Raw genomic sequence first — 25,156 nt, 5'->3', positions numbered from 1 at the left:
GGCGAGGGAGCTTGCTCCCGCCGGGCCGATCCGCGTCCGGGCGAAGCGGCCCCAAAAATCTTCGCAACCAATGCACATTTTGTGAATGCTGCGCACTGGAGCGCCAGCCTGGCCAAGCGGGAGCAAGCTCCCTCGCCACAGGACCTCGCCGCATCAAGTCGCCGGGCGAATCGCCTTGATCAACGACTGCAATGAATACCCCAACCGCGGTGCAAGCCCTTCGGCCCGGGTCATCAAACCGTCGAGGTCCAATTCCTGATCCAGCTCCGACGGCACGATCAGAATCACATTGCCCTCTTTCACCGGCAATTCCCAATAGTGGCGATGATACAAACCACGAAACAGCGCCGCCCCCAGCGGTTTTCCGTCATCGGTCGCCCATTGATTGATCACCAGCCAGCCGCCGGGATTCAGGCGTTTCTGACAGTTCTCGAGAAAGCTCCAGGCCAGATGGCCGACACCCGGGCCGACGTCGGTGTAAAGGTCGACGAAAATCAGGTCGGCCGGCTCGGCGGTATCCAGCAATTCCAGCGCATCGCCCACGCGGATATACAGCCGTGGGTCGTCATCCAGCCCGAGATACTCGATTGCCAGACGCGGTACGTCGGGCCGCAATTCGATGGCTTCGACATCTTCCAGCGGCAAAAACTTCAGGCAAGCCTGCGTCAACGTGCCCGCGCCGAGACCCAGAAACAATGCGCTTTCCGGCTGCTCGTGGCACAACGCGCCGATCAGCATTGCACGGGTGTAATCGTATTCGAGCCAGCTCGGGTCGGCGGTGAACACACAGCTCTGTTCGATGGCATCACCGAACTCGAGAAAACGGTAATCGGCCACTTCCAGCACGCGAATCACACCGAACTCGTCTTGTACCTCGGCGAGCAAATGCTCGACGCGCTCCTCAGTCATTGGGTCTCCTGATCGTCACCGCTCGGGCAACGCGACACACCGCAACATGCAGCGGCAAAGGCGCGATTGTCGGCGAAGCGACGGCAGCGGGTCACGCACTAATTGCTGATAACATGAGCGCCCGAGCGTAAAACAACCGAGACCAAGATGAGCCAACCGTGGAGCCCTGACAGCTGGCGCGCCCTGCCGATCCAGCAACAACCTCAATACCCCGACGCCGCGCATTTGTCGCACGTCGAGCAAACCCTGGCCAGTTATCCGCCACTGGTGTTTGCCGGTGAAGCGCGGGAGTTGCGCCGCCAGTTTGCCGAGGTGACCCAGGGCCGTGCGTTTCTGTTGCAGGGCGGTGATTGCGCCGAGAGCTTCGCGGAATTCTCCGCCGCGAAGATCCGCGACACCTTCAAAGTGCTGCTGCAGATGGCGATCGTCATGACCTTCGCCGCCGGTTGCCCGGTGGTCAAGGTCGGACGTATGGCCGGGCAGTTTGCCAAACCGCGCTCGGCCAATGACGAAACCATCGACGGCGTGACCTTGCCCGCCTACCGCGGCGACATCGTCAATGGCATCGGTTTCGACGAAAAAAGCCGCGTGCCGGACCCGGAACGTCTGCTGCAGTCCTATCACCAGTCGACCGCGACCCTGAACCTGCTGCGCGCTTTTGCCCAGGGCGGTTTTGCCGACCTGCATCAGGTGCACAAGTGGAACCTGGACTTCATCGCCAACTCGGCGCTGGCGGAAAAATACAGTCACCTGGCTGATCGCATCGATGAAACCCTGGCCTTCATGCGCGCCTGCGGCATGGACAGCTCACCGCAGTTGCGTGAGACCAGTTTTTTCACCGCCCACGAAGCGTTGCTGCTGAACTACGAAGAAGCCTTCGTACGCCGCGACAGCCTGACCAACGATTATTACGATTGCTCGGCGCACATGTTGTGGATCGGCGACCGTACCCGCCAGCTCGATGGCGCGCACGTTGAATTCCTGCGCGGGGTGAACAACCCGATCGGGGTGAAAGTCGGCCCGAGCATGAACCCCGAAGACCTGATTCGGCTGATTGATGTGCTCAACCCGGACAACGATCCCGGTCGCTTGAACCTGATCGCGCGGATGGGTGCCAATAAGGTCGGCGATCATCTGCCGCAACTGATTCGCGCGGTCCAGCGTGAAGGCAAGCAGGTGCTGTGGAGCTCCGACCCGATGCACGGCAACACCATCAAGGCCAGCAGCGGCTACAAGACTCGTGATTTTGCGCAAATCCTTGGCGAGGTGAAACAGTTCTTCCAGGTCCATCAGGCGGAAGGCACCTACGCCGGAGGCATCCATATCGAGATGACCGGGCAGAATGTGACCGAGTGCATTGGCGGGGCGCGGCCCATTACCGAGGACGGGTTGTCGGATCGCTACCACACCCATTGCGACCCGCGCATGAATGCCGATCAGTCGCTGGAGCTGGCGTTTTTGATAGCCGAGACCTTGAAGCAAGTCCGCCGTTAGACCGCGTCGCACCTATCGCTAGCAGGCTAGCTCCCACATGGTTTTGTGTTCGCCACAGACCTGGTGCGGAGCTAGCCTCTATATGAATTTTGTGTTCGGCGCAGTTCCACTGTGGGAGCCAGCCTGCTGGCGATGAAGCCAGATCAGTCGACACCGATTTGAGCCAACGCCACCCGTAACCGCCCCGCACTCACCCGCTGACAATTCAACTGCACCCGCTCAAGCCCTAGCCAATCCGCCATCCTCTGCAAATTCATCGCCAGCGCCAGCATTCCCGCGTCATCCAGCCCCGGCTCTTCCTCGTGCACCGCATGCACCGCCAATCGCCCAAGCGCCCGCTCAGCGCGTAAATCGACCCGCGCGGCAATCCGCTCATTGTGCAAAAACGGCAATACGTAATAGCCGTAAATGCGCTTCGCCTGAGGCGTGTAAATCTCCAGCCGATAACGAAAATCGAATAAACGCTCGGTGCGACTGCGCTCCCAGATCAGCGAATCAAACGGCGACAACAACGCGCTCGCTTCAACCTTGCGCGGCAACGTGGGCTCGGGCTGGCAATAAGCCGGTTGCCGCCAGCCCTGCACTTCGCACACCTGCAACGCGCCCGCCTCCACCAATTCCGCCAGGCGCAGACGCGAATCGCCAGGGTTGAGACGGAAGTAATCACGCAGGTCTTTATCCGTCGCGACACCCAAGGCGCTGGCCGCATGCTGCAACAGCCCGCGCTGTGCCTCGGCCTCAGTGAGCAGCGGCTGCTGAAGTGTCGCTGCCGGAATCACCCGCTCCGGCAAATCATAAAGACGCTCGAACCCGCGCCGCCCAGCGACGCTGACTTCACCGGCGGCGAACAACCACTCGAGGGCATGCTTCTCGGCGCTCCAGTCCCACCACGGTCCGGCCCGCTCCTGCCGCGTCGACAGGCTGCCGGCACCCAGCGCGCCGAGTTGCTCGACCGAGGCCAGCACCCGGCGGATCGTGTCCTGCTGCTCCCGACCGAACCTCGCCAGTTGCTGATAGAGCCCTTCACCACGCGCCGCACGTTGCATGCGCCAGCGCATCAACGGGTACATCGACAGCGGCAGCAACGACGCTTCATGGCCCCAATATTCGAACAGCGTGCGTCGTCGGCCCGAACTCCAGGCGGCCTGGTCGAGCAGGTCGGGCGAATAATTACCGAGGCGAGAAAACAAGGGAAGGTAGTGCGACCGCACCAACGCGTTGACCGAATCGATCTGCAGAATGCCCAGTCGTTCGATCAGGCGATTGAGCTGAAGCGCTTTGATCGTCGCTGGCGGCTGGCGCCCGTGGAATCCTTGGGCAGCCAGCGCCAGACGCCGAGCCTGTTTAAGGGATAAGGACAGTGTTGCGGGCATGAGCATCTCCTTGTCTGCTCGCAACCTACCTCAACGGGAGACGGTGTGTGTAGTGATGGATGATTCATTTGTGCATCGGGTCATCCCAGAATGGGCGGATGGCTTCATGTTCGACGTCCGCCCGACTGATTCCGATGTCCTTCAGCGCTTCATCGCTCATGCTCGCCAGCAGCTCGCGTTCACGGTGCAATTCGTACCAGCGGCTGATCTTGTGCAGCAGAGCCGACACGACGTGGACGGAATGTTTCTCTACTTCGACATAACCTTTTTGACCTTTCATCTTGTTGCCCTCCGTTTGGGATGGCTCAAGTGTCGCGCCGGGCTTAAGATCAATCCAACGAATGTTTCTGATGCAACACATCTCGGAGATTGATGCATGTCCGCCTACCCGAGTATCGACACCGACGTGCTGCGCACCTTTGTCGCCATCGCCGACCAAGGTGGTTTCACCCGCGCCGGCGAGTTGGTCAACCGCACGCAATCTGCCGTGAGCATGCAGATGAAACGGCTGGAAGAGGATGTGTTGCAGCGCCAGTTGTTCCAGCGCGACGGGCGTCAGGTGCGCCTGACGGCCGAAGGTCAGGTGCTGCTGGGGTACGCGCGGCGCATTCTCAAATTGCACAGCGAGGTGTTCAACACACTGCGCGAGCCGCACATGGTTGGCACCGTCCGCATCGGGACGCCGGACGATTACGTGATGCGTTTTCTGCCAGGGATTTTGCGGCGGTTTGCCCAGTCCTATCCGCTGATCCAGATCGAAGTGCATTGCGAATCATCAAAACAATTGCTGCTGCGTCAGGACCTCGACCTGTCGATCGTCACTCGCGAGCCGGGCAACGAGATCGGCCAGTTGTTGCGCAAGGAGCGGTTTGTCTGGGCCGAAGCGCAGTGCTTCAGTGCCCACGAACAGACGCCGTTGCCGCTGGCGATGTTCAACAGCGACTGCTTCTGCCGGCTATGGGCATGCAACGCGCTGGACGCGATGGGCCGCGACTACCGCGTGGCCTACAACAGCTCCAGCCTGTCGGCAATCATGGCGGTGGTCAGTGCCGGGCTGGCGGTTACCGCGCAGCTGGAAAGCCTGATCACGCCGGACTTGCGCATTCTCGGCGAGGCTGAGGACCTGCCGATATTGCCAGAGGCCAGCATCATGTTGCTGCGTAACCTGCACAATCCTTCGCCGATCACCGAATGCCTGGCCGAGCACATCGTTGAAGGCTTCAAACTTTAAAGGCGAGCATCACCGCGCACAGCACCAGAAAACCGCAGAACAGCCCACGCAACAGCCGCTCCGGCAGAGCGTGGGCGATTTTCACACCCCAACTGATACTCAACAGACCGCCGACAGCCAGAGGCAAGCCAATCATCCAGTCAACCTGATGATGCGCTGCATAGGTGACGAGCGTGACGCCTGTACTTGGCAATGCCAGTGCCAGCGACAAGCCTTGGGCCACCACCTGAGTCATGCCAAAAACACTGGTGAGCACCGGCGTCGCGACCACTGCCGCACCTACGCCGAACAACCCGCCCATGATTCCGGATGCCGCGCCGAGCGCGCCCAGCCATGGCCATGAATAACGCATTTGCGCAGAAGCCGGTGCGTTGCCGGTGAACATCCGCACCAGGTTGTAAGCCGACAGCACGACCAGGAACGCGACGAATCCCGCTCGCATGGTTTGCGCATCAATGCCCACTGCCCAGATCGAACCTAGCCAGGCGAAAATGAACCCCGTCAACGCCAGCGGCAAGGCGTTGCGCAGTTCGATCTTGTTGCGCTGGTGATAACGCCACAGCGCCAGCATCACGTTTGGTACGACCATCACCAATGCGGTGCCTTGGGCTATTTGCTGATCAAGGCCGAACAAAACGCCCAGCAACGGAATGGCAATCAAACCGCCGCCGATGCCAAATAGTCCGCCGAGGGTTCCCAGGGCGGCGCCAAATACCAGATACATCAAAAGCTCGATCACGACTTGTTCCCTTCGTTAGCAGGCTTCCCATGCTACGCAGTCGAGTCTGGTGCGGAAACGCATAGCAACGCACAATGGCTATGCCAATCTCGCACAAGCACATGACACCATGAATCCCAATCAGCTAACCGACCAGTTAGGCCTGTTTCTCGACGTACTGGAGACCGGCAGCTTTTCCGCCGCTTCCCGGCGCCATCCTATGACACCCTCAGCCGTAGCGCGACGTATCGATAGTCTGGAAAACGCCGTCGGCAGCCAATTGTTCATCCGCAGCACCCACGCCGTGCGCGCCACGCCGGCCGGGCTGGCATTCGCCGAGCGGGCACGGCGGATCGTCGCCGAGTTGCAGCTCGCCCGTGCCGAAGCAGTGTCGTTGAGCAGTGCGCCGGAGGGCCTGATCCGGCTGGATGCACCAGCTGGTTTCGGGCGACGGCACCTGGCGCCAGTGATCGCCGATTTCTTGATGCTTTATCCCGGCCTCGACGTGCAGTTGCATCTGATCGAGAGCTTTGTCGACATGCAGGGCTTGAATCTGGGCAAGGTCGATCTGGTGCTGCGCGCCGGGCAAATGGCCGACACCCGGCTGGTGGCGACGCCCTTGGCGAGCATGGTGCGCGTTGCCTGCGCCAGTCCCGATTACCTGCAGCGGCGCGGGGTGCCGAGCGATCCGGCGCAATTGACGGAGCACGATGGCCTCGATTGGGATGGCCTCGCTCCACCGTTCGCCTGGCGGTTCGAACGCGACGGACAGATGCACTTGCATCGCCCTGGCCGTATCCGCATGAGCGCTAACAATGCCGAAGCGTTGCTGTGCGGTGCGTTGGCCGGGCTGGGAATCGCCCATTTACCCACCTGGCTGACCAGCGAATGCCTGCTGAGGGGCGAACTGCTGCCGCTGTTTTGCGAAAAAGGTTTGCCGCCCGCAGAGACCACCGGGATTTACGCACTACGTCTGGAACAGCAACCCAACTCGCGCAGCCGCTTGCTGCTCGAATACCTGAAAACCCGCTTCAGCCCGGCGCCACCGTGGGACCTTGCGCTGAAAACCACGCTGGACCGGCACTAGGTCAGAATTATCTGGCGCATTAAAGATTCGCCCGCTAGATTCATGACGATCACTGATCAAGGCTTTGAAATGACGACCAAGCGCAACACCCCGGATAACTGCGACGACCTGCTGCTGGACAATCAGGCCTGCTTCGCCCTGCACTCGACTTCGCTGCTGATGACCAAGGTCTACAAGCCGCTGCTGCAGGCTCTGGGACTGACATATCCGCAGTACCTGGCGATGATGGTGTTGTGGGAACAGGACGGTTTGACCGTGGGAGAAATCAGCACACGGCTGTTGACTGACCCGGGCTCGCTGACGCCCTTGCTGAAACGCCTGGAAGTGGAAGGATTGCTGAGCCGTACGCGCAGCCGTGAGGATGAGCGTGTGGTGATCGTTGAACTGACCGAACAGGGCCGCGCGCTGCGTGACAAGGCTCGCGGCATTCCGCAGTGCATCCTCGGTGCCAGCGGAATGTCGCTGGAACGGCTGCAGAACCTTCAGGCCGAGCTGCAAGCATTGCGCAGCCATTTGCAAGACAGCCTCTAATTCCCAAACAACATTAATCCGTAGGAGCAAGCTTGCTCGCGATAGCGGTACGTCATTCACCTTTTTTGCTGACTGACACACTGCCATCGCGAGCAAGCTTGCTCCTACAACCCGAGTCGTTTAAAAAATAATTCGCACGTCACCCTGCCCCCTCGATCGCTCTAGCTCAGTAATTTCACCGGAATTCGCTTTTACGCCATTTCGCTGACGGAAGAATTTCCAAAATTTATCTTGCGCGCTAAATATTTGCGCGATACATTCATCTCGCACTTACTTAGCGCGCAAACATTTAGCGCGAAAAAACTCAGATAGAACGAGGCTGACACCATGCAAACTCTCTACACCGCAATCGCAACCTCCACTGGCGGCCGTGACGGTCGTGCGGTTTCCAGCGACAACATCCTCGACGTCAAACTCGCCACCCCGAAAGAACTCGGTGGTGCCGGTGGCGCAGCAACCAACCCGGAACAACTGTTCGCTGCCGGTTACTCGGCCTGCTTCATCGGCGCGCTGAAATTCGTTGCCAGCCAGACCAAACGCAGCATCCCGAACGACGCCGCGATCACGGCCCATGTCGGCATCGGTCAGATCCCCGGCGGTTTTGGTCTGGACATCGATCTGCACATCAGCCTGCCAGGTCTTGAACAAGCCGACGCGCAGTCGCTGGTCGACGCCGCTCACCAGGTTTGCCCGTACTCCAACGCCACCCGTGGCAACGTCGATGTGCGCCTGCACGTCACTGTCTGATCCCTGAACCAAGGCCGAACAGGAAACCCACATGAACACTTTCAGCAAAGTCTTGACCGGTACCCTCCTCGCCCTGTCCATCCACAGCGCGATTGCGGGCGACGGCGTTGAACACAACACCCAGGCGTTCCTCGATGTGTTGAATGCCGGCACCGGCAAACCGATTGAACAGCTCACCCCGAACGAGGCCCGCGCTGTCCTGGTGGGTGCGCAGGCCGGGGTGAAACTGACGCTGCCAAAAGCCGATGTCAGCGAGAAAACCATCCAGGTCAATGGCCAACCGCTCAGCCTGACTATCGTCCGGCCGGCCGGAGTCAAAGGCGAGCTGCCGGTGTTCATGTTTTTCCACGGCGGCGGTTGGGTGCTGGGAGATTTCCCGACCCACGAGCGGCTGGTTCGCGATCTGGTGGTCGGTTCGGGCGCGGCGGCGGTGTTCGTCAACTACACCCCTTCGCCGGAAGCGCATTACCCCGTAGCCATCAACCAGGCTTACGCCGCGACGAAATGGGTGGCCGAGCACGGCAAGGAAATCAACGTCGACGGCAAACGATTGGCCGTGGCCGGTAACAGCGTCGGCGGCAACATGGCGGCAGTCGTTGCGCTGATGGCCAAAGACAAGGGCACGCCGGCTATCAAATTCCAGGTGTTGCTGTGGCCAGTGACCGATGCAAATTTTGACACGGCGTCTTACCAGCAGTTTGCCGAGGGGCACTTCCTCACCCGAAACATGATGAAGTGGTTCTGGGACAACTACACCACCGACGCCAAGCAGCGTAACGAGATCTATGCTTCGCCACTGCGAGCGACCACCGCGCAACTCAAGGGCCTGCCCCCAGCGCTGGTACAGACCGCCAGTGCGGATGTGCTGCGCGACGAAGGTGAAGCCTATGCTCGCAAACTCGATGAAGCGGGTGTGCCGGTTACCGCGGTGCGCTACAACGGCATGATTCACGATTACGGTTTGTTGAACGTGGTGAGTCAGGTGCCTGCGGTGCGTTCGGCGATGCTGCAGGCGTCCGAGGAATTGAAACAACACCTGAAGAAATAACGCATGATCCAATGGTGGGAGCGAGCCTGCTCGCGATGGCGGTGTATCAGTCGACACAAACGTTGAAGCTTAAATCGCCTTCGCGAGCAGGCTCGCTCCCACAGTGTTGGCCGTTGAATCTGAAACTACACACACAAAAAAGCCCGACTCAATGGTCGGGCTCTTTCATTCCTGAAGCTGTGCTTATTTGGCACGGCCTTTGTAGGAACCGCCTTCGCGGGTATCGATTTCGATTTTGTCACCGATTTCGATGAAGTCAGCAACTTGCAGCTCTGTACCGTTGCTCAGCTTGGCAGGCTTCATTACCTTGCCGGAAGTGTCACCGCGAGCGGAACCTTCGGTGTAGTCAACTACGCGCACGATAGTGGTCGGCAGCTCTACGGAAACCAGACGCTCTTCGAAGAAGATCGCTTCGCAAACATCGGTCATGCCTTCTTCAACGAAAGGCAGAACGGCTTCGATGTCTTCAGCGTTCAGCTCGTACATGGTGTAGTCAGTGGTGTCCATGAACGTGTAAGTGTCGCCGCTGATGAAGGACAGGGTCGCTTCTTTGCGGTCGAGGATCACGTCGTCCAGTTTGTCGTCAGCGCTGTAAACGATCTCGGTCTTGTAACCGGTCAGCAGGTTTTTCAGCTTGGTCTTCATGATCGCGCTGTTACGACCAGACTTGGTGAATTCAGCTTTCTGAACCAGCCAAGGATCGTTTTCGAGACGGATCACGGTACCGGGTTTCAGTTCTTTACCAGTTTTCATTGCGAATATCCGAATTTGGATGGGATTTACAAAAATCTAGGCCGCGTATCATATCCAATTTACATAAAACTGTACCAGCGCCGCGGCAAGATCCGCCTGCAAGCCCTGTTCCAGACACCACGCCTCGGCGTGTTCCTGCAGTTCCGGCCAGTGTTTGCGCATCGACTGCCAGTGGTCGGCCATTGCTTCATCGGCATTCCATGCGCGCCATAGACCGCTCATCGCTTCGCGTGCGGGGTCGGTCAGGCCCTTTGTGTAGAGCTCGATGAAGGCTTCAAGCTTGTCGAGGTGAATGTCTTCATCCTGCCGATAGATGTGCCAGAGCAGCGGTCGGCCCGCCCATTGCGCGCGGACAAATGAATCTTCGCCACGCACCGCGTTGAAATCGCAGCTCCAGAGCAACCTGTCGTATTGGTCCTGCCGGACAAACGGCAGGATTTGCACGGTCAGGGCATTTCGCACATGGATCGCGCCGGCCTGCAGGTATTTCAATCCGAGCCAACCCTCGACATCCGCGACAATCCGACCTTCCGGGACCAGCAGGTGCGTAGGCGTGGAATCGCTGGCCATGGTGTCGAGCCAACTGGCCAGGCCTTTATTCTCGTAGGCGAACAGCGATATCAGCTGCGCGCCCTGAGCACGATTGATGCCGAGACTTTGCAGGAAATTTCGCTGCGCCTCGGCGTCTTGCTGAAATTGCCGACGCCGTTCCAGCAGATTCTTTTCCCGCAGCAAACCGCCCGTACCCGGCTGAAAACCCGGGAAGAAGAAAAACTTCTGCACATTCTGATATTTCACTGAAGGCAAGCCGTGGCAGCCGACCACCCAGCTTTCAGCACTTAAATAATCGAGATTCATCCATAGCGGTGGTTGTTGCCGCTGCGCCATGGCATCCATGTAGGCGCCGGGCAATTGGCAGGCAAACGCGGCAATCACCACATCGGCAGCGTCGGCGGCTGGCCATTCTTCTGGCCAGTGACGCACCTCGACACCTTCCTGCCATTGCTGGCTCAGACCGATGTCGATCTGCGGGCAAAGTCGCTCGAAAGCACGCAAGTCATCCACCCATAAACGCACCGCCACCGAGTGCTCGGCCACCAGTTGCCGGGCCAGGCGCCAGGTCACGCCGATGTCGCCGAAGTTATCCACCACGGTGCAAAAAATATCCCAGCGGGTGTTCAGTTCAGGCATTCCAGGCTCCCGTTGGCAAAGGCGCCGATTGTCCACATTCCGATTGTCCGCATAAATGGCTTCGCACAGAAGAGCCGACGGCGATTAATCTTCATGCGACAATCGCCACTCGCCCGCGATCATCCGCCAGGAGGCAGCCATGCCCTACCGTTCCCACCCCCGTCGCCGCATGCCGGTGCAGCTCAGTACGCTGCAATTGACCGGCAGCATTGCCCTCGGTTTATGGCTGGGGTTCCTGGCGATTGCCCTGACCTGCTGGCTTGCCTCACGCCTCTTGTTCAGTGAGCAACTGGCGCCAGTGGCTCAGGCCGTGCAGCAACTGGCCAACCCGCCTGTAGCGCAACCTGCGCCGGAAGCCGAAGCGCAAACGCCGATGTTCGAGCAATATCAGGAGAACCTGCGCAACAACGAGCAACAGCAAATGGTCGAACAGGCCCGCAGCAGCAAGCGCAATCTGTCGAACGCCAAGTGTCAGTTCTGGCTGCAACAGGACCAGAACGCGCCGAGCGAGAAAAGCCGCGCCAACGTCTTGCAGTTCTGCGACTGAACATGAATAAGCACGCTGTCCACCAACTGATCATCGACAAGCTGCGCATCGATCTCGACATCGCCGAACGTGCTGCGCAAACCGCTTACGAAACCGCAACGCACGAAGAAAACATTGCCGAAAACAAGTACGACACCTTGGGGCTCGAAGCGTCGTACCTCGCCGCCGGCCAAGCCCGGCGCGTTGAGGAAATTCGCCAGTCACTGACCCTGTGTCAGAATTTGCCCCTGCGCGCGTATGACGAAAAGCGTGGCATAGAAGTCGGCGCCCTGCTGGGTCTCGAAGATGACAACGGTCGCGAACAGTGGCTGTTTCTCGCCCCCGACGCGGCAGGCTTGAAGGTCGATCTGGTTGGACAGCTGATTATTGTCATAACGCCTCGCTCACCGCTGGGCAAAAGCCTGCTGGGCAAGTTCGAGGGGGATGAAGTAGACATTCTGGTGGCGGGCGCTCGGCAACAGTTTGCTGTTACCGAGGTCATTTAAGCCGAGATCAATGAACCGGCAGTTCGACGCCGGCGAACAGCTCTTCCAGTTCCTGCTTGTTATGACATTGAATGGCTTTGGCCATGACTTCGCGCGTGAGGTGCGGCGCGAATTTCTCGATGAAATCGCACATGAAACCGCGCAGGAAGGTGCCGCGGCGGAAGCCGATTTTAGTCACGCTGGATTCGAACAATTCACTGGCGTCGAGTACCACCAGGTCGTTATCCAGTTTGGTATCGACTGCCATTTTCGCCACGATACCCACGCCCAGACCCAGGCGCACGTAAGTCTTGATCACGTCGGCATCGGCAGCGGTGAACACCACTTTAGGGGTCAAGCCGCGATGGCTGAAGGCTTCGTCGAGTTTGGAACGGCCGGTGAACCCGAACACGTAGGTCACGATCGGGTATTCGGCCAAGGCTTCCAGCGTCAGCTTTGACACCTTGGTCAGCGGATGGCCCTGCGGCACAACCACGCAGCGGTTCCAGCGATAGCACGGCATCATCACCAGATCACCGAACAGTTCGAGCGCTTCGGTGGCAATGGCGAAATCGACGGTGCCGTCAGCGGCCATTTCAGCGATCTGCATCGGTGAACCCTGATGCATGTGCAGGGCAACGTCCGGGTATTGCTTGATGAAATTGCTGATCACCGGCGGCAGGGCGTAACGGGCCTGGGTGTGCGTTGTCGCGATCGACAAAGTGCCCTTTTTCTCGTTGGAGAACTCCTGAGCGATCTGCTTGATGCTTTCTACCTTGCGCAGAATCTCGCCGGCGGTGGTGATGATGCGTTCGCCGGCCGGGGTGACGCGGGTCAGGTGCTTGCCGCTGCGAGCAAAAACCTCGACGCCCAATTCGTCTTCCAGCAGACGGATCTGCTTGCTGATGCCCGGCTGAGAGGTGTAAAGGCTCTGGGCGGTAGCGGAGACGTTGAGGTCGTGGTGCGCCACTTCCCAGATGTAGCGCAGTTGTTGAAGCTTCATATGAATCCCTCAAAGCAAGGTAGACGCCACGGGCATCAGCGACGGTATATAACTATATTAATGGTTTGAAGAATAAATCTAGAACTTTTTATCAGAACGCTACTATTTTGCGAGCCCGGCGATCAACGATCCCCTTGCCGTCGACGCTCCACCAGTGGCACCAGGTAGACTGGCACCCGGGCCAGTTGCAATACCCTCGCCGCTGTTCTGCCCAAAGGGGTTTCCGCGCCCGTCCCGTGGCTGTGACTCCCTACGATCAGCAGGTCAACAGAGAGTTTCTGTACCTGGTCGAGAATCACCTGCGACGGATCGCCCTGCAGCACTCGCACTGCCCGAATCCGCTCCAGCTCGTCTTCCTCACCGAACTCTTCGCGAAAACTGTCGAGTACCCGCTGCTCGATGCTGGCGATGACCGTGCTCAGCCCCTCCCGGTGAAAATCGTTGAGCGCCTGCTCATCGAGATAGCTCTGCAAAACGGATTCCGCAAACAACCCCATGGGCTCGACCGCGTGCACCACATACAGGTCGGCGTTGAATGTCCGGGCCAGCGTCAAAGCGTGCTGCATCACCAATGGCGCATACAGGCCGAGGTCAGTGGCATACAGCATCGACCGAATCATATGACCTCCTCGAGTGCCTACATGGCGGAGATTGATTCAGCTTAGCAGTGCCTTGGCGAGTACGACGGCCCGCGTAACGCGTTGAAGCACAGGCTTAAACTTTCTGCTCGTTGCTGATGCCGTGTGGCACATGACCGGTGGCCACTACCTCGCGCGCCAGCTCGCAATGGCCGGCTTGGTCGTCGAAAAACACGTCGGCGGCAAAGGCTTCAAGAAACGCCGACTTGGTCAGGCCACCCAGAAATAAAGATTCATCCAGACGAATATCCCATTCACGCAACGTGCGAATCACCCGCTCATGGGACGGTGCAGAGCGCGCCGTGACTAACGCCGTGCGAATCGGACACGCGTCATCCGGGAACTCGCGCTGCAACAGGTTGAGCGCCGCCAAAAAGCCTTTGAAGGGCCCGCCGCGCAATGGCTCGCGCGCGGATTCACGCTCGCTGGCCTGAAAAGCTTCAAGACCGCTGGCCTGGTAGACCCGCTCCGACTCGTCGGAAAACAGCACCGCATCACCGTCGAAGGCGATACGCAATTCATCACTTGCGGCGCGACTCGCGCCGCCCGACAGAATCGTTGCCGCCGCGAATCCGGCATCCAGCGCACTGCGCACATCTTGAGCGTGGGTGGAGAGAAACAGGTCGCAGCCGAACGCTTTGAGGTACGGATAAGGACTGCGTCCGCCGACGAATGCGGCGCGGGAAATCGCCAGGCCGTAATGGTGGATCGAATTGAACACCCGCAGCCCGGTATCGGCACTGTTGCGCGAGACCAGAATCACTTCGACCCGGGCGCGACCCAGACTGTTATTGAGGTTAAGGAGTTTCTCCACCAGCGGAAATGCATCGCCGGGCTCGAGGATTTCGTCTTCGTGCTCGATCTGATATTGCCGATACGCCTCGACGCCACTCGTCAGGTACACCTTGTGGCTTTCGCCGAGATCGAACAAAGCGCTCGAAGAAATCGCCAGCACCAGTTTGTCGTCAATCGTCTTTGCCATGCCTCTCCCCTCGTTTTGATCGACTCAGGTATTACGTCGATCAATAAAACTCAGACCACGATACAGCGCTTCGATTCGCGGCAATTCGCAGCCTGCCGCTTTGGCTGCTGCCAACGGCCTCGCGTAGATCGCCGCCAGTTCCAGCGGGCGCTTGTGCAGGAAATCGTGGTACATGCTTGGCCAGTAATCCGGCAGTTTTTCGGTCATCGTGAACAGATAATCGGCGCAACCTGCCGGCATAGTGTGACCGCAGGCTTCGGCGCCCAGCACCACTTCCGCCATCAGCGCCTTGATCAGTTCGCGACTGTCGGCATCGGCCATCAACTGCGTGGTGCCCGCGCCAAGTAGTACGGAAAGTCCGTTGTAGGGAATATTCCAGACCAGTTTTTGCCAGCGCGCCTGGTGCAGATTCGGCATGGCCTGGGATTCGATGCCGGCGCTGCGGAACAACCCCGCGCCCTCTTCGACTATTGCCATGCGCGCCGGTTCGTCTGCGGCCGGGCCACTGTGGTAGCCGACATTGACCGTGCCCAGCGCCTGATGGGTGATCGCGCCCGGTTCGGTGCGATGGACGCAGACGAGGCATAGCCCGCCAAGGATGTGCAGCGAATCGGGCAGCAACGGGCGGAGGCTGTCTTCGACGTCCAGACCATTTTGCAGCAGCAACACCTTGGCGTTCGGCGCCGCCGCCGCAATCAGCGCCGGAGCGAGGTCAGCATTGCTGGTGGTTTTTGCGCCGACCAGCAGCCAGTCGCAGGGCGGCATGTCTTGCGCCGAAGAGTAAGCCTGCACCGGGTTCAATGTCAGCGCACCGTGCACGGCACTGTCAACGTGCAGCCCGCGTTCGGCCACCGCGGAAAATTCGCTGCGCAACAAAAAATGCACATCGAAACCGGCACGCGCCAGCATCACCCCGTAAAAACCACCGATTGCACCGGTGCCGATGATTGCGACTCTCGGCCTGGCAATTGCACCCGTCATGGCAACTCCTCCGCTGTTCCGAGCAACGCCTGACGCACCGCTTCATTAAGCTCGGTGGCAGTCAAAAGCGATTGCACTGCTCCAAAAAATTCACCATCGCGCACGACATAGAGCGCGGGCAAATGAAAAACCCGATAACGCTCGACCACCCCGCCGTTGTCCCCGGCATCAATCCAGCACACTTGGTCGACATTCAGTTCGAATCCCGGCAGTTGTGCACGTGCGTAGCGACAACTGGCGCAGCCCACGCTGGTGAAAATCACCAGCGAAACACCACTCATCGCCAGCAGCCGTTGGTCGGCGTCGAAATCAGTCAATTCCAATTCGACCACTATACTGGGGGAAATAATGTCAGATGGCCGACACAGGGAGTCCGTGTTCATGGGACGTTTCATTCCTCATCCTGACGATGTGCCTGTTGAACTCACGTTGCTCACACCCGAGTGTATTTCCAGGCAACGGCTGCACACTATCAGCCTCGGGGGCATGGCTTGCAATTACCACCGTGCATGGCGGCACGGGACTGCATTGGAAGTGCGCATGCCGACGTTGAATCCCGACGCGCGCTATCCCGGCTATGTTGCCTGGTGCCTGCGCCGCAAGCGCGGCTATCTGGTGGGCATCGCTTTTGTTGATGAACAGACCCTGTTCAGCGCGCGAATGGGCGAACAGGTCTGCCAGATCGAACATTATTGCCGCATGCACGACACGCACAACGATCTGCAGGATATCCAGGCCCTCGCCCTCGAATGGGTCCGCGAGCACGCCGACGAGTTCTCCCATGACACGGTTCGCAAGGCTTTTGCACAGCCTGTGCTGGATTAAACCCGTGTCTGCCCATTGTCGAGCCACGGTGTAACGCGCTAAGGTTCGGCACCCCGACGCGCTTAAATTTGCTGTGCTCCGCCGCGCGGGTTCGCTGGCGGCCGGCACCCGTGACCTGACGAGTAAACGATGGCTGATTTACCGATCAACGACCTAAACGTCGCTTCCAACGAGACGCTGATTACTCCTGATCAGCTCAAGCGTGACATCCCCCTGAGCGACGCCGCCCTGCGCACCGTCACCAAGGGTCGTGAGGTCATTCGCAACATTCTTGATGGCACCGACCACCGCCTGTTCGTTGTCATCGGGCCCTGCTCGATCCACGACATCAAGGCTGCCCACGAATACGCCGAGCGCCTGAAGGTGCTTGCTGCGGAAGTGTCCGATACCTTGTATCTGGTCATGCGCGTGTATTTCGAGAAGCCACGCACCACCGTTGGCTGGAAGGGCTTGATCAACGATCCGTACCTGGACGACTCGTTCAAGATTCAGGACGGTCTGCACATCGGTCGTCAGTTGCTGTTGGACCTGGCCGAAATGGGCCTGCCAACCGCGACCGAAGCATTGGACCCGATCTCCCCGCAATATTTGCAGGACCTGATCAGCTGGTCGGCCATCGGCGCGCGCACCACCGAATCCCAGACTCACCGTGAAATGGCTTCCGGCCTGTCTTCGGCGGTCGGCTTCAAGAACGGTACTGACGGCGGCCTGACCGTAGCGATCAATGCGCTGCAGTCGGTTTCAAGCCCGCACCGTTTCCTCGGCATCAACCAGGAAGGTGGCGTGTCGATCGTCACCACCAAGGGCAATGCTTACGGTCACGTGGTATTGCGCGGTGGCAACGGCAAGCCCAATTATGATTCGGTGAGTGTCGCGTTGTGTGAGCAAGCGCTGAACAAGGCGAAGATCAAACCGAACATCATGGTCGATTGCAGCCACGCCAACTCCAACAAGGACCCGGCCCTGCAACCGCTGGTGATGGAAAACGTCGCCAACCAGATCCTTGAGGGCAACCAGTCGATCATTGGCCTGATGGTCGAGAGTCATTTGAACTGGGGTTGCCAGGCCATTCCGAAAGACCTCGCCGACCTGCAATATGGCGTGTCAGTCACGGATGCCTGCATTGATTGGTCCGCCACCGAAAACACATTGCGCAGCATGCATGCCAAGCTCAAGGACGTGTTGCCGAAACGTACTCGCGCCTGATTACTGTTCGCTGCACACAAAAACGCCGGGCTTGACCCGGCGTTTTTTTATGTTCGCTTTCAGCAGCTGATTACTGGCTCAGCTTTGCAGCATGACGCTGGTGACGCTCCATGTACCGCTCAACGTAAGAGCACGATGGAATCACGGTGTAGCCCATTTCATCGGCGTACTGCAGGGCCTTCTCGGTGAGGGCTGCAGCGATGCCGCGACCACGCAGCGCGTTGGGCACAAACGTGCGATAGATATCCAGAGTCTGTTTTCCCAGATCCATGTAGGTCAGGTAGGCACGATGACCGTCCACAGTGGTCTCGAACTGATGACCAGCCTGGTCATGTTGGATGGACAACGCCTCGCTCATCACTACTCCTCGCGGGTCTTGAATTCTGACCCCTACCTTACCGATGTTTTTCCGGCGAAGGAACATCTACGCCACCCAGTGCCTGAATGGACACCGAAAAAGCTGCACATCTCGCACAACCGGGCACATATGAAATAGTAGGCACCATTGGCGGTTTTGCTCAAGGTACGCTCGTCATCGCGCAGGTCAACGGGTGCTGCTCCGGGTTACGTAGAGGCGGCGCGACCGATGCTCTTTACAGGTCGACAGCCTGAACATTGCCGGATGTTGAGACTTAAGACGTGCATGCCCTTTTAAAGTCACCTCAACATGGATAAAGATTATGAGAGGCGCTACGCAAAATCCGTACAAAAGTGTAGACGAACGCATATACGCGGACTTTAGAGAAGACTGCAAAACAGTCGCATGAGCGCGGAACTTTCTCTGGCAAACTCGCTCTGTACGGGGGTTGTAGCTGGATATTTGTTAGACCGTGCAGTTAAAAGTTGCTCGAAAAAGAATCAACGCCTACAATTTTTTTGGCTTCTTGCTTCACGTCAGTTTACTTACTACAAGTAATGGGTAGTATGTACGCCGGCTATTTCCTCACTCTGAGGAGACAGCTACTTAATAGAAAGTCCTTGAAGGGGAACACGATGAACAACGTTCTGAAATTCTCTGCTCTGGCTCTGGCCGCAGTTCTGGCTACCGGTTGCAGCAGCGCATCGAAAGAAACCGAAGCACGTCTGACTGCTACCGAAGACGCAGCAGCTCGCTCCCAGGCTCGTGCAGACGAAGCTTACCGTAAAGCTGATGAAGCTCTGGCTGCTGCTCAAAAAGCACAACAGACTGCTGACGAAGCTAACGAGCGTGCTCTGCGCATGCTGGAAAAAGCTAGCCGCAAGTAATAGTCCTTCGGGATTGTTATCAAGCCGACCCATTTTCTGGGTCGGCTTTTTTATTGCCTGACGTTCGCTGCAGGCAATAAAAAACCCGCCGAAGCAGTCAGCCTCGGCGGGTTTTTTTCGAGCGTTACTGCAATGGGTCGAGCGGTGCACTCGATACCATCGGCGCCGAAGCGCTTGGTACGCCGATCTCGACCGGCAAGCCATCTTCAGCAGCCACCACGTCCCGCACCACATCCCAGTTCATGCGCAGGTTGTTGGTGATGTCTTCACGCTTGAGCATGGCGTTGATCACCGCAGTGTGTTTGTCGACCACTGAAGGATTGCCCTTGTCGTCCAGCGGCGTGTGCGCTTCGAGGTAAACCTTGCCGCCGCTTACACCGAACTTGTAAGGATCGCTGATGATACGCACCGATGTACCGACGGGGACCATATCGGCCATTTCCAGCACGTTGTTGTTGAACATGCGGAAGCAGCCGTGGCTGGTGCGCATGCCGATGCCGAATTTCTTGTTCGATCCGTGGATCAGGTAACCCGGCGTGCCCAAGGTGAACTTGAACGGCCCCAGCGGGTTGTCCGGGCCGGCTGGCACCACGTTTGGCAGCGGATCACCATCTGCGGCGTGTTCGGCCTTGATCGACACAGGTGGCGTCCAGGTCGGGTTCGGTGTCTTGCGAATGATGCTGGTGTGCGCAATCGGCGACCCCCAGCCTTCACGACCGATGCCCAGCGGGAAGGTGTAAACCACGTCCCGGCCCTTGGGGAAGTAATAGAGGCGGTATTCGGCCAGGTTGATGACGATCCCTTCACGCGGCCCCGGCGGCAGAATGAAGCGCGTCGGCAGCACGATCTCGGTGCCGGCGCCCGGCAACCACGGATCGACACCCGGGTTGGCCGCGACCATTTCCGAATAGCCCAGATCGTAGGTTGTGCCAAGGTCGGCAAATGTGTCTTCGTACTTGGCCTTGATCACCTGCACCTGGCCGATGATGTCTTCACCGGGTGGCGGCAGGGGCAGCTCCAATGCTGCAGCAGGACCTGCCACGCACAGGGCGGCAAGTGTCAGGCAGCGGGTGACGGCAGGAAAACGCGGCAACATCCGGAAAATCCTTCGCATGATCGACAAGGGTATAAAAACGCGATTGTACACTGACGTCCGTTATTTCGGGGAAGCTGGGGCGTGGCAGGCGATGCAAGGTGGTTTGCGCCAGAAAAGTGGCTGGCCGTGCCGGCCTCTTCGCGCTCCCACATAGGTTAGTGCCGTACGTGGCGTTTGTGCTCGCCACCACTGAATGTGGGAGCGAGCCTGCTCGCGATGGCGATTTAGAGCTCGAAACGCAGCTCAGGCCAGATCGGCGATGTGCCGCGTTTTTGCGACTCGAGGATGGCCCGGCACAGAGAACACAGGCGCTGATCCTGAAACACCCGGCGATCAACGGTGGACCAGCGCGGCTGAGCCGGCAACAGGCTGCCACACAATGTGCGATCCGCTGAGCCGCCGAGCTCGAGTTGACGCGTCACCAGATGCACCCGCACTTCCTGACAGGCGAACAGGTCCAGCTGCTCGTCAGGCTCGATCAGTTGGTAGGCAAAAAGGGACCAGGCGGGACGCGGCATCGGGGGCTCCAAATCGGGGGCGCCACCTTAGCCGAAACGTCGCCACTAGAAAAGCGTCAAAGCAGCGGTTTCAGTGCCGGCCAGACATTTTCCAGCAACTTGTCCTGAGCCCCCGCAGCCGGGTGCAAGCCATCGGCCTGCATCAGGTCCGGATGCCCACCCACCCCTTCGAGAAAAAACGGCACAAGCGGGACTTTTTTCTGCTCCGCCAACGAGGGATAGACCTCGGCAAAAGCCTTGGTGTAGCGCGCGCCATAATTAGGCGGAAGCTGCATACCGAGCAATAACACCTTGGCACCACTGGCGCGGGAGCTGTCGATCATCGCTGCAAGGTTTTGTTGCAATTGCGTCGGGAGCATCCCGCGCAAGCCATCGTTGCCCCCCAACTCGAGGATCACCAGTTCCGGCTTATGCTCTGCAAGCAGCGCGGGCAGGCGCGCCTGACCTCCGGCACTGGTGTCGCCGCTGATGGACGCATTGACCACCTTATCGTCGAAACCTTCGCGCTTGAGCCGCTGCTCAAGCAATGACACCCACCCCAAGCGGGTATCCAGGCCGAAACCGGCGCTGATACTATCGCCAACGATCAGGACTGTACCCGCCGCTGCGTTCTGGGCCATGCACATCAAGGCCAGGCCAGCACTCAAAAACCACACTCGCATCGGATTCTCCATGGGCGCAAGCATTCTCACCGCGAAGAACCTCAGCAAAGTGGTTCCCAGCGCGGAAGGTGAACTGACTATCCTGCACGAACTCAGCCTGGAACTGAACAAGGGCGATAGCCTGGCTATCGTCGGCGCGTCCGGTTCCGGCAAATCCACCCTCCTCGGCCTGCTCGCCGGACTCGACCTGCCGAGCAGCGGCGAAGTCACCCTCGCCGGCCAGGCACTGAGCAATCTCGACGAAGACCAGCGCGCACGCATTCGCGCCGAACACGTGGGTTTCGTGTTTCAGTCATTTCAATTGCTCGACAGTCTCAATGCCCTGGAAAACGTCATGCTGCCGCTGGAACTGGACGGTCGCAAGGATGCCCGCGAACGCGCCACCCAATTGCTGCAACGGGTAGGCCTTGGCCAGCGCCTGACTCACTCGCCGCGCCAGCTCTCCGGCGGCGAACAACAGCGCGTTGCGATTGCCCGGGCGTTTGCGGCCGAACCGGACGTACTGTTTGCCGATGAACCCACCGGCAACCTCGACAGCCACACCGGCGAGCGCATCAGCGATCTTCTGTTCGAATTGAACAAAGAGCGCGGCACGACCCTGGTGCTGGTCACCCACGACGAACGCCTGGCACATCGCTGCCGGCGCCTGATCCGCCTTGAAGCCGGCCTGCTGGTCGCCCCTCTGGAGCCTTGATGGCACGCCTGCCGCTGTTGCGCCTGTTCAGTATCGCCATCCGCCAATTGCTGCGCGATGCCCGCGCCGGTGAGTTGCGCGTGTTGTTTTTCGCCCTGCTGGTCGCCGTGGCCGCGAGTACCGCGATCGGTTATTTCGGCGCTCGGCTGAACGGCGCCATGATGCTGCGCGCCACCGAATTCCTCGGCGCCGACCTGCTCCTTGAAGGCAGCTCGCCGGCGCGACCGGAACAGATCAGTAGCGGCACCGCACTGGGGCTCGAGCACGCGCAGGTCGTGGAATTTTCCAGCGTCATTGCCACCGATAACGGCATTCAGTTGTCGAGCATCAAAGCGGCGGACGACGTCTACCCCCTGCGCGGCGAACTGAAAAGTGCCCCGGCGCCCTTCGCGCCGGAAGAAGTCGGCGGCGGGCCAGAACCCGGTGAAGCGTGGGTCGAAGCTCGACTGCTCACTGCGCTGGATCTGAAAATCGGCGACAGCATCGACGTCGGCATGCGCAGCCTGAAACTGGCGCGCGTGTTGACCTATGAACCCGACCGCGCGGGCAATTTCTACAGCCTGACGCCACGCGTGCTGATCAACCTCAGCGACCTGCAAGCGACAGGCGTGGTACAACCGGGTAGTCGCGTCAGCTATCGCGAACTGTGGCGCGGCAAAGCCGAGACGCTGGAAACCTATCGCCAATCCATCACTCCCGGCCTGGCACCGAATCAACGAATTCAGGATGCCCGCGACGGTAACCGCCAAATCGGCGGCGCGCTGGGCAAAGCCGAACGTTACTTGAACATGGCCAGTCTGGTGGCTGTTTTGCTGTCCGGCGTGGCGGTGGCATTGTCGGCGACGCGCTTTGCCACACGACGATTCGATGCCAGTGCCTTGATGCGCTGCCTGGGTTTGTCGCGGCGGGAAACCCTGCTGCTGTTCAGTCTGCAATTGACGGTGCTGGGGCTGCTCGCGAGCATCAGCGGCGCCGTGATCGGCTGGCTGGCGCAACTCGGCCTGTTTGCGCTGCTGCATGATCTGTTGCCAACCGACGTGCCACCGGGCGGCCTGTTCCCTGCCATCGCCGGGATCGGCACCGGGCTGGTGGCGCTTGCCGGATTTGCTTTGCCGCCACTCGCCGCACTCGGTCGTGTGCCACCGCTACGCGTATTGCGCCGCGACATGCTGCCAATTCCGTCCAGCACCTGGATGGTCTACGGCGCAGCGCTGGGCGCACTCGGCCTGATCATGTGGCGCCTGAGCCTCGATCTGGTCCTGACCTTCGCCCTGCTCGGCGGCGGCGTGATTGCCGCGTTGGTACTGGGCGGTTTGCTGTTGTTGCTGTTGAAGAGCTTGCGCCGAATGCTCGCGCGCGCTTCGTTACCCTGGCGCCTCGGCCTGGGCCAACTGCTGCGACATCCCTTGGCGGCGGCGGGCCAGTCGCTGGCCTTTGGTTTGATCCTGCTGTCGATGGCGCTGATCGCTCTGCTGCGCGGCGAGCTGCTGGACACTTGGCAAAATCAATTGCCGAAGAATGCACCCAACTATTTCGCGCTGAACATTCTGCCGGCGGACAAACAGGCATTCACCGACCGTCTGATCGAACTGTCGGCGCACTCGGCACCGCTCTACCCGGTGGTGCCCGGGCGGCTGATCAGCATCAACGGCGAGCCGGTGCAGGAAATCGTCAGCAAGGATTCCGCCGGCGATCGAGCGATCCAGCGCGACCTGAGCCTGACGTGGGCCGCGGATATGCCTGCGGGTAACAAACTCACGGCCGGCAACTGGTGGCCCGAGCAGCCGCCGGATGAAATCCCAGGCGTGTCGGTGGAAGGCAAGGTTGCCGAAAGCCTCAAGCTCAAGCTCGGCGATCACATGGTGTTCACCGTCGGCGGGGTCAATCGCGAAGCCAAAGTCACCAGCTTGCGGGACATCAACTGGGACAATTTCCAGCCGAACTTCTTCATGATTTTCCAGCCCGGCACCTTGAAGGATTTGCCAGCGACTTATTTGACGAGTTTCTATCTGGCGGCCGGTCACGACCAACAAATCGTCGATCTGTCGCGCAGCTTTCCGGCCGTGACCATTCTGGGTGTCGAGGCGTTGCTGGAACAGCTGCGCAGCATCCTCGCCCAAGTCACCCTGGCTGTGGAATACGTGTTGTTGTTTGTCTTGGCTGCCGGGATGGCGGTGCTGTTCTCCGGGCTGCAAGCGACGCTGGACGAACGCATCCGCCAGGGCGCGCTGCTGCGAGCGCTGGGTGCTGAGCGGCAGTTGCTGGTCAAGGCCCGGCGAATCGAGTTCGGTTTGCTTGGCGCAGTCAGCGGCCTGCTGGCGGCGCTGGGTTCGGAACTGGTGAGCCTGGTGCTGTACCGCTACGCCTTTGACCTGCCGTGGCATCCGCACCCGTGGTTGTTGGTACTGCCGGTGATTGGCGCGATCCTGATCGGCGGCGCCGGTGTGTTCGGCACAAGACGCGCTTTGAACGCCAGCCCCCTGACAGTGCTGCGCGAGGGTTGATAGACTCCAGCCTTCTCAACCACAAGAAGTCGCCATGAGCCGCTATCGCCCTCCCCGCACCGCCGGCACCGCGCTGATCACCCCTGAAGGTGAAGCGCGGATGCGGGCCGAGTTCCACGAGCTCTGGCACGTGCGCCGACCGCAGGTTACGCAGTCGGTCAGCGAGGCCGCGGCTCAGGGCGATCGTTCGGAGAACGCGGAATACACCTATGGCAAGAAGATGCTGCGCGAGATCGACAGTCGCGTGCGCTTCCTGACCAAGCGGCTGGAGGCGTTGAAGGTTGTCAGCGAAAAGCCCAGCGATCCGAACAAGGTCTACTTCGGCGCCTGGGTCACGATTGAAGACGAGGACGGCAAACAATCGCGCTATCGCATCGTCGGCCCCGATGAACTGGACTTGAAACAAGGCCTCATCAGCATCGACTCACCGCTGGCCCGCGCGCTGATAGGCAAGGCGCTGGACGCCGAAGTCCGCGTTCAGACGCCGACCGGCGAGCAGTGCGTGTATATCGTGGCGATCGACTACCCGTAAGCCTCAGCGGCGGGTGATCAGCCCTTGTCGAGCGACGCGTGTCAGTTGCTTGATGACTTCTGCCGCGTCCTCCAGATTGGGTGATTGAATCACCGCCAGATCGAAACTGTCGCTGGCAAAACGTGCCAGTGATTCGCCGTCTTCGACAAACTGGATCAGGAAAGCCGCAGGCCCGCC

The 25,156-nt window shown here is 59.5% G+C and carries 30 protein-coding genes and 1 pseudogene; 15 read left to right on the top strand and 16 right to left on the bottom strand.

Annotation, left to right across the window (positions count from 1 at the left end; all coding sequences use genetic code 11):
- Window positions 1–195: hypothetical protein (locus DU29_RS1000000133105; RefSeq protein ID WP_236645559.1), on the top strand; the 195-nt coding region annotated here is incomplete at its 5' end.
- On the opposite strand, the gene DU29_RS0100975 is transcribed toward DU29_RS1000000133105, so the two are convergent.
- Window positions 154–909 (bottom strand): spermidine synthase, encoded by a 756-nt coding sequence (locus tag DU29_RS0100975; protein WP_028620002.1) that lies wholly within the window; start codon window positions 907–909, stop codon window positions 154–156. The two genes, DU29_RS1000000133105 and DU29_RS0100975, sit on opposite strands and share 42 nt — an antisense overlap.
- A 147-nt stretch (window positions 910–1,056) precedes the next feature.
- On the opposite strand from DU29_RS0100975, the gene DU29_RS0100970 reads away from it, so the two are divergent.
- Window positions 1,057–2,403, top strand: a complete 1,347-nt coding sequence (locus DU29_RS0100970; RefSeq protein ID WP_028620001.1) for a class II 3-deoxy-7-phosphoheptulonate synthase — start codon at window positions 1,057–1,059, stop codon at window positions 2,401–2,403.
- Window positions 2,404–2,546: 143 nt separating this feature from the next.
- On the opposite strand, the gene DU29_RS0100965 is transcribed toward DU29_RS0100970, so the two are convergent.
- Both DU29_RS0100965 and DU29_RS0100960 read right to left on the bottom strand, forming a co-directional pair.
- On the bottom strand, window positions 2,547–3,776 hold the full coding sequence (locus DU29_RS0100965; protein ID WP_028620000.1) for a winged helix-turn-helix domain-containing protein: 1,230 nt from the start codon (window positions 3,774–3,776) through the stop codon (window positions 2,547–2,549).
- 64 nt (window positions 3,777–3,840) lie between these two features.
- The gene (locus DU29_RS0100960) at window positions 3,841–4,056 is read right to left on the bottom strand and encodes a DUF1127 domain-containing protein (protein ID WP_028619999.1); all 216 of its coding nucleotides are present in this window, start codon (window positions 4,054–4,056) and stop codon (window positions 3,841–3,843) included.
- Between the two features lie 96 nt (window positions 4,057–4,152).
- On the opposite strand from DU29_RS0100960, the gene DU29_RS0100955 reads away from it, so the two are divergent.
- Window positions 4,153–5,007, top strand: coding sequence for a LysR substrate-binding domain-containing protein (locus DU29_RS0100955; protein WP_028619998.1), 855 nt, complete (start codon window positions 4,153–4,155; stop codon window positions 5,005–5,007).
- On the opposite strand, the gene DU29_RS0100950 is transcribed toward DU29_RS0100955, so the two are convergent.
- Window positions 4,997–5,746 (bottom strand): sulfite exporter TauE/SafE family protein, encoded by a 750-nt coding sequence (locus DU29_RS0100950; RefSeq protein WP_028619997.1) that lies wholly within the window; start codon window positions 5,744–5,746, stop codon window positions 4,997–4,999. The genes DU29_RS0100955 and DU29_RS0100950 overlap by 11 nt on opposite strands.
- 109 nt (window positions 5,747–5,855) lie before the next feature.
- Here DU29_RS0100950 and DU29_RS0100945 point away from each other — a divergent pair, with 109 nt between their 5' ends.
- The 4 genes from DU29_RS0100945 (at window position 5,856) to DU29_RS0100930 (ending at window position 9,138) form a co-directional block, all read left to right on the top strand.
- Window positions 5,856–6,812, top strand: a complete 957-nt coding sequence (locus tag DU29_RS0100945) for a LysR family transcriptional regulator (RefSeq protein WP_028619996.1) — start codon at window positions 5,856–5,858, stop codon at window positions 6,810–6,812.
- Window positions 6,813–6,881: 69 nt separating this feature from the next.
- Window positions 6,882–7,343 carry a MarR family winged helix-turn-helix transcriptional regulator gene (locus tag DU29_RS0100940; protein ID WP_028619995.1) on the top strand — a complete coding sequence of 154 codons (462 nt, stop codon included), beginning with the start codon at window positions 6,882–6,884 and terminating at the stop codon, window positions 7,341–7,343.
- A gap of 327 nt (window positions 7,344–7,670) precedes the next feature.
- Window positions 7,671–8,090: an organic hydroperoxide resistance protein gene (locus DU29_RS0100935; RefSeq protein WP_028619994.1), complete on the top strand. Its 420-nt coding sequence runs from the start codon at window positions 7,671–7,673 to the stop codon at window positions 8,088–8,090.
- A 31-nt stretch (window positions 8,091–8,121) separates the two neighbouring features.
- Window positions 8,122–9,138 (top strand): alpha/beta hydrolase, encoded by a 1,017-nt coding sequence (locus tag DU29_RS0100930; protein ID WP_028619993.1) that lies wholly within the window; start codon window positions 8,122–8,124, stop codon window positions 9,136–9,138.
- Window positions 9,139–9,321: 183 nt separating this feature from the next.
- Here the strand turns inward: DU29_RS0100930 and DU29_RS0100925 are convergent, their stop codons facing one another.
- Window positions 9,322–9,891, bottom strand: coding sequence for an elongation factor P (locus DU29_RS0100925; RefSeq protein WP_028619992.1), 570 nt, complete (start codon window positions 9,889–9,891; stop codon window positions 9,322–9,324).
- 48 nt (window positions 9,892–9,939) lie between these two features.
- Window positions 9,940–11,082, bottom strand: coding sequence for an elongation factor P maturation arginine rhamnosyltransferase EarP (gene earP, locus DU29_RS0100920; RefSeq protein ID WP_028619991.1), 1,143 nt, complete (start codon window positions 11,080–11,082; stop codon window positions 9,940–9,942).
- A gap of 139 nt (window positions 11,083–11,221) precedes the next feature.
- Between earP and DU29_RS0100915 the strand changes: the two genes are divergently transcribed.
- Together DU29_RS0100915 and DU29_RS0100910 are read left to right on the top strand one after the other, a co-directional pair.
- Complete coding sequence (locus DU29_RS0100915) at window positions 11,222–11,629, top strand: hypothetical protein (protein WP_028619990.1); 408 nt, start codon at window positions 11,222–11,224, stop codon at window positions 11,627–11,629.
- A 2-nt stretch (window positions 11,630–11,631) separates the two neighbouring features.
- Window positions 11,632–12,114 carry a GreA/GreB family elongation factor gene (locus DU29_RS0100910; protein WP_028619989.1) on the top strand — a complete coding sequence of 161 codons (483 nt, stop codon included), beginning with the start codon at window positions 11,632–11,634 and terminating at the stop codon, window positions 12,112–12,114.
- Between the two features lie 7 nt (window positions 12,115–12,121).
- Here DU29_RS0100910 and cysB read toward each other — a convergent pair whose 3' ends face one another.
- The 5 genes from cysB to DU29_RS0100885 all read right to left on the bottom strand — a co-directional run bounded on the left by cysB (window position 12,122) and on the right by DU29_RS0100885 (window position 16,080).
- Complete coding sequence (gene cysB, locus DU29_RS0100905; protein WP_028619988.1) at window positions 12,122–13,096, bottom strand: HTH-type transcriptional regulator CysB; 975 nt, start codon at window positions 13,094–13,096, stop codon at window positions 12,122–12,124.
- A 122-nt stretch (window positions 13,097–13,218) separates the two neighbouring features.
- A complete protein-coding gene (locus DU29_RS0100900) occupies window positions 13,219–13,716 on the bottom strand; it encodes a universal stress protein (RefSeq protein WP_028619987.1) in 498 nt (165 codons plus the stop codon).
- A 94-nt stretch (window positions 13,717–13,810) separates the two neighbouring features.
- Window positions 13,811–14,716, bottom strand: a complete 906-nt coding sequence (locus tag DU29_RS0100895) for a 5'-nucleotidase (protein ID WP_028619986.1) — start codon at window positions 14,714–14,716, stop codon at window positions 13,811–13,813.
- Window positions 14,717–14,740: 24 nt separating this feature from the next.
- A complete protein-coding gene (locus tag DU29_RS0100890) occupies window positions 14,741–15,697 on the bottom strand; it encodes a putative 2-dehydropantoate 2-reductase (RefSeq protein ID WP_028619985.1) in 957 nt (318 codons plus the stop codon).
- On the bottom strand, window positions 15,694–16,080 hold the full coding sequence (locus tag DU29_RS0100885; RefSeq protein ID WP_028619984.1) for a thioredoxin family protein: 387 nt from the start codon (window positions 16,078–16,080) through the stop codon (window positions 15,694–15,696). The genes DU29_RS0100890 and DU29_RS0100885 overlap by 4 nt, the downstream gene beginning before the upstream one ends.
- On the opposite strand from DU29_RS0100885, the gene DU29_RS0100880 reads away from it, so the two are divergent.
- Together DU29_RS0100880 and DU29_RS0100875 are read left to right on the top strand one after the other, a co-directional pair.
- Entirely contained in the window at window positions 16,079–16,522 is a 444-nt protein-coding gene (locus DU29_RS0100880) for a PilZ domain-containing protein (RefSeq protein ID WP_028619983.1), read from the top strand. The two genes, DU29_RS0100885 and DU29_RS0100880, sit on opposite strands and share 2 nt — an antisense overlap.
- Window positions 16,523–16,651: 129 nt before the next feature.
- Window positions 16,652–17,728, top strand: a complete 1,077-nt coding sequence (locus tag DU29_RS0100875; RefSeq protein ID WP_028619982.1) for a 3-deoxy-7-phosphoheptulonate synthase — start codon at window positions 16,652–16,654, stop codon at window positions 17,726–17,728.
- 70 nt (window positions 17,729–17,798) lie between these two features.
- Here DU29_RS0100875 and DU29_RS0100870 read toward each other — a convergent pair whose 3' ends face one another.
- Complete coding sequence (locus DU29_RS0100870; protein WP_028619981.1) at window positions 17,799–18,086, bottom strand: GNAT family N-acetyltransferase; 288 nt, start codon at window positions 18,084–18,086, stop codon at window positions 17,799–17,801.
- 635 nt (window positions 18,087–18,721) lie between these two features.
- On the opposite strand from DU29_RS0100870, the gene oprI reads away from it, so the two are divergent.
- Window positions 18,722–18,973: an outer membrane lipoprotei OprI gene (gene oprI, locus DU29_RS0100865; protein WP_003183784.1), complete on the top strand. Its 252-nt coding sequence runs from the start codon at window positions 18,722–18,724 to the stop codon at window positions 18,971–18,973.
- 124 nt (window positions 18,974–19,097) lie between these two features.
- On the opposite strand, the gene DU29_RS0100860 is transcribed toward oprI, so the two are convergent.
- The 3 genes from DU29_RS0100860 to DU29_RS0100850 all read right to left on the bottom strand — a co-directional run bounded on the left by DU29_RS0100860 (window position 19,098) and on the right by DU29_RS0100850 (window position 21,249).
- Window positions 19,098–20,069 (bottom strand): L,D-transpeptidase family protein, encoded by a 972-nt coding sequence (locus tag DU29_RS0100860; RefSeq protein WP_028619980.1) that lies wholly within the window; start codon window positions 20,067–20,069, stop codon window positions 19,098–19,100.
- Between the two features lie 224 nt (window positions 20,070–20,293).
- Complete coding sequence (locus tag DU29_RS0100855; RefSeq protein WP_028619979.1) at window positions 20,294–20,587, bottom strand: hypothetical protein; 294 nt, start codon at window positions 20,585–20,587, stop codon at window positions 20,294–20,296.
- Window positions 20,588–20,643: 56 nt separating this feature from the next.
- Window positions 20,644–21,249, bottom strand: coding sequence for an arylesterase (locus tag DU29_RS0100850; RefSeq protein ID WP_028619978.1), 606 nt, complete (start codon window positions 21,247–21,249; stop codon window positions 20,644–20,646).
- Between the two features lie 10 nt (window positions 21,250–21,259).
- Here DU29_RS0100850 and DU29_RS0100845 point away from each other — a divergent pair, with 10 nt between their 5' ends.
- Genes DU29_RS0100845 through greB form a run of 3 tightly spaced genes read left to right on the top strand, consistent with a single transcriptional unit; the run spans window position 21,260 to window position 24,979 of the window.
- Window positions 21,260–21,943 (top strand): ABC transporter ATP-binding protein, encoded by a 684-nt coding sequence (locus DU29_RS0100845; protein ID WP_028619977.1) that lies wholly within the window; start codon window positions 21,260–21,262, stop codon window positions 21,941–21,943.
- On the top strand, window positions 21,943–24,447 hold the full coding sequence (locus DU29_RS0100840) for an ABC transporter permease (RefSeq protein WP_028619976.1): 2,505 nt from the start codon (window positions 21,943–21,945) through the stop codon (window positions 24,445–24,447). Before DU29_RS0100845 ends, DU29_RS0100840 begins: the two co-directional genes overlap by 1 nt.
- Window positions 24,448–24,481: 34 nt before the next feature.
- Window positions 24,482–24,979 carry a transcription elongation factor GreB gene (gene greB / locus DU29_RS0100835; protein ID WP_028619975.1) on the top strand — a complete coding sequence of 166 codons (498 nt, stop codon included), beginning with the start codon at window positions 24,482–24,484 and terminating at the stop codon, window positions 24,977–24,979.
- Between the two features lie 3 nt (window positions 24,980–24,982).
- On the opposite strand, the pseudogene DU29_RS1000000132110 reads toward greB, so the two are convergent.
- Window positions 24,983–25,156 (bottom strand): annotated as a pseudogene (locus tag DU29_RS1000000132110) (class I SAM-dependent methyltransferase); the annotation flags it as partial.

It is taken from the genome of Pseudomonas sp. Ant30-3 (assembly GCF_000690905.1).
In the GTDB taxonomy this organism is placed as follows: domain Bacteria; phylum Pseudomonadota; class Gammaproteobacteria; order Pseudomonadales; family Pseudomonadaceae; genus Aquipseudomonas.
This window is presented reverse-complemented; position numbering and strand designations above follow the sequence as displayed.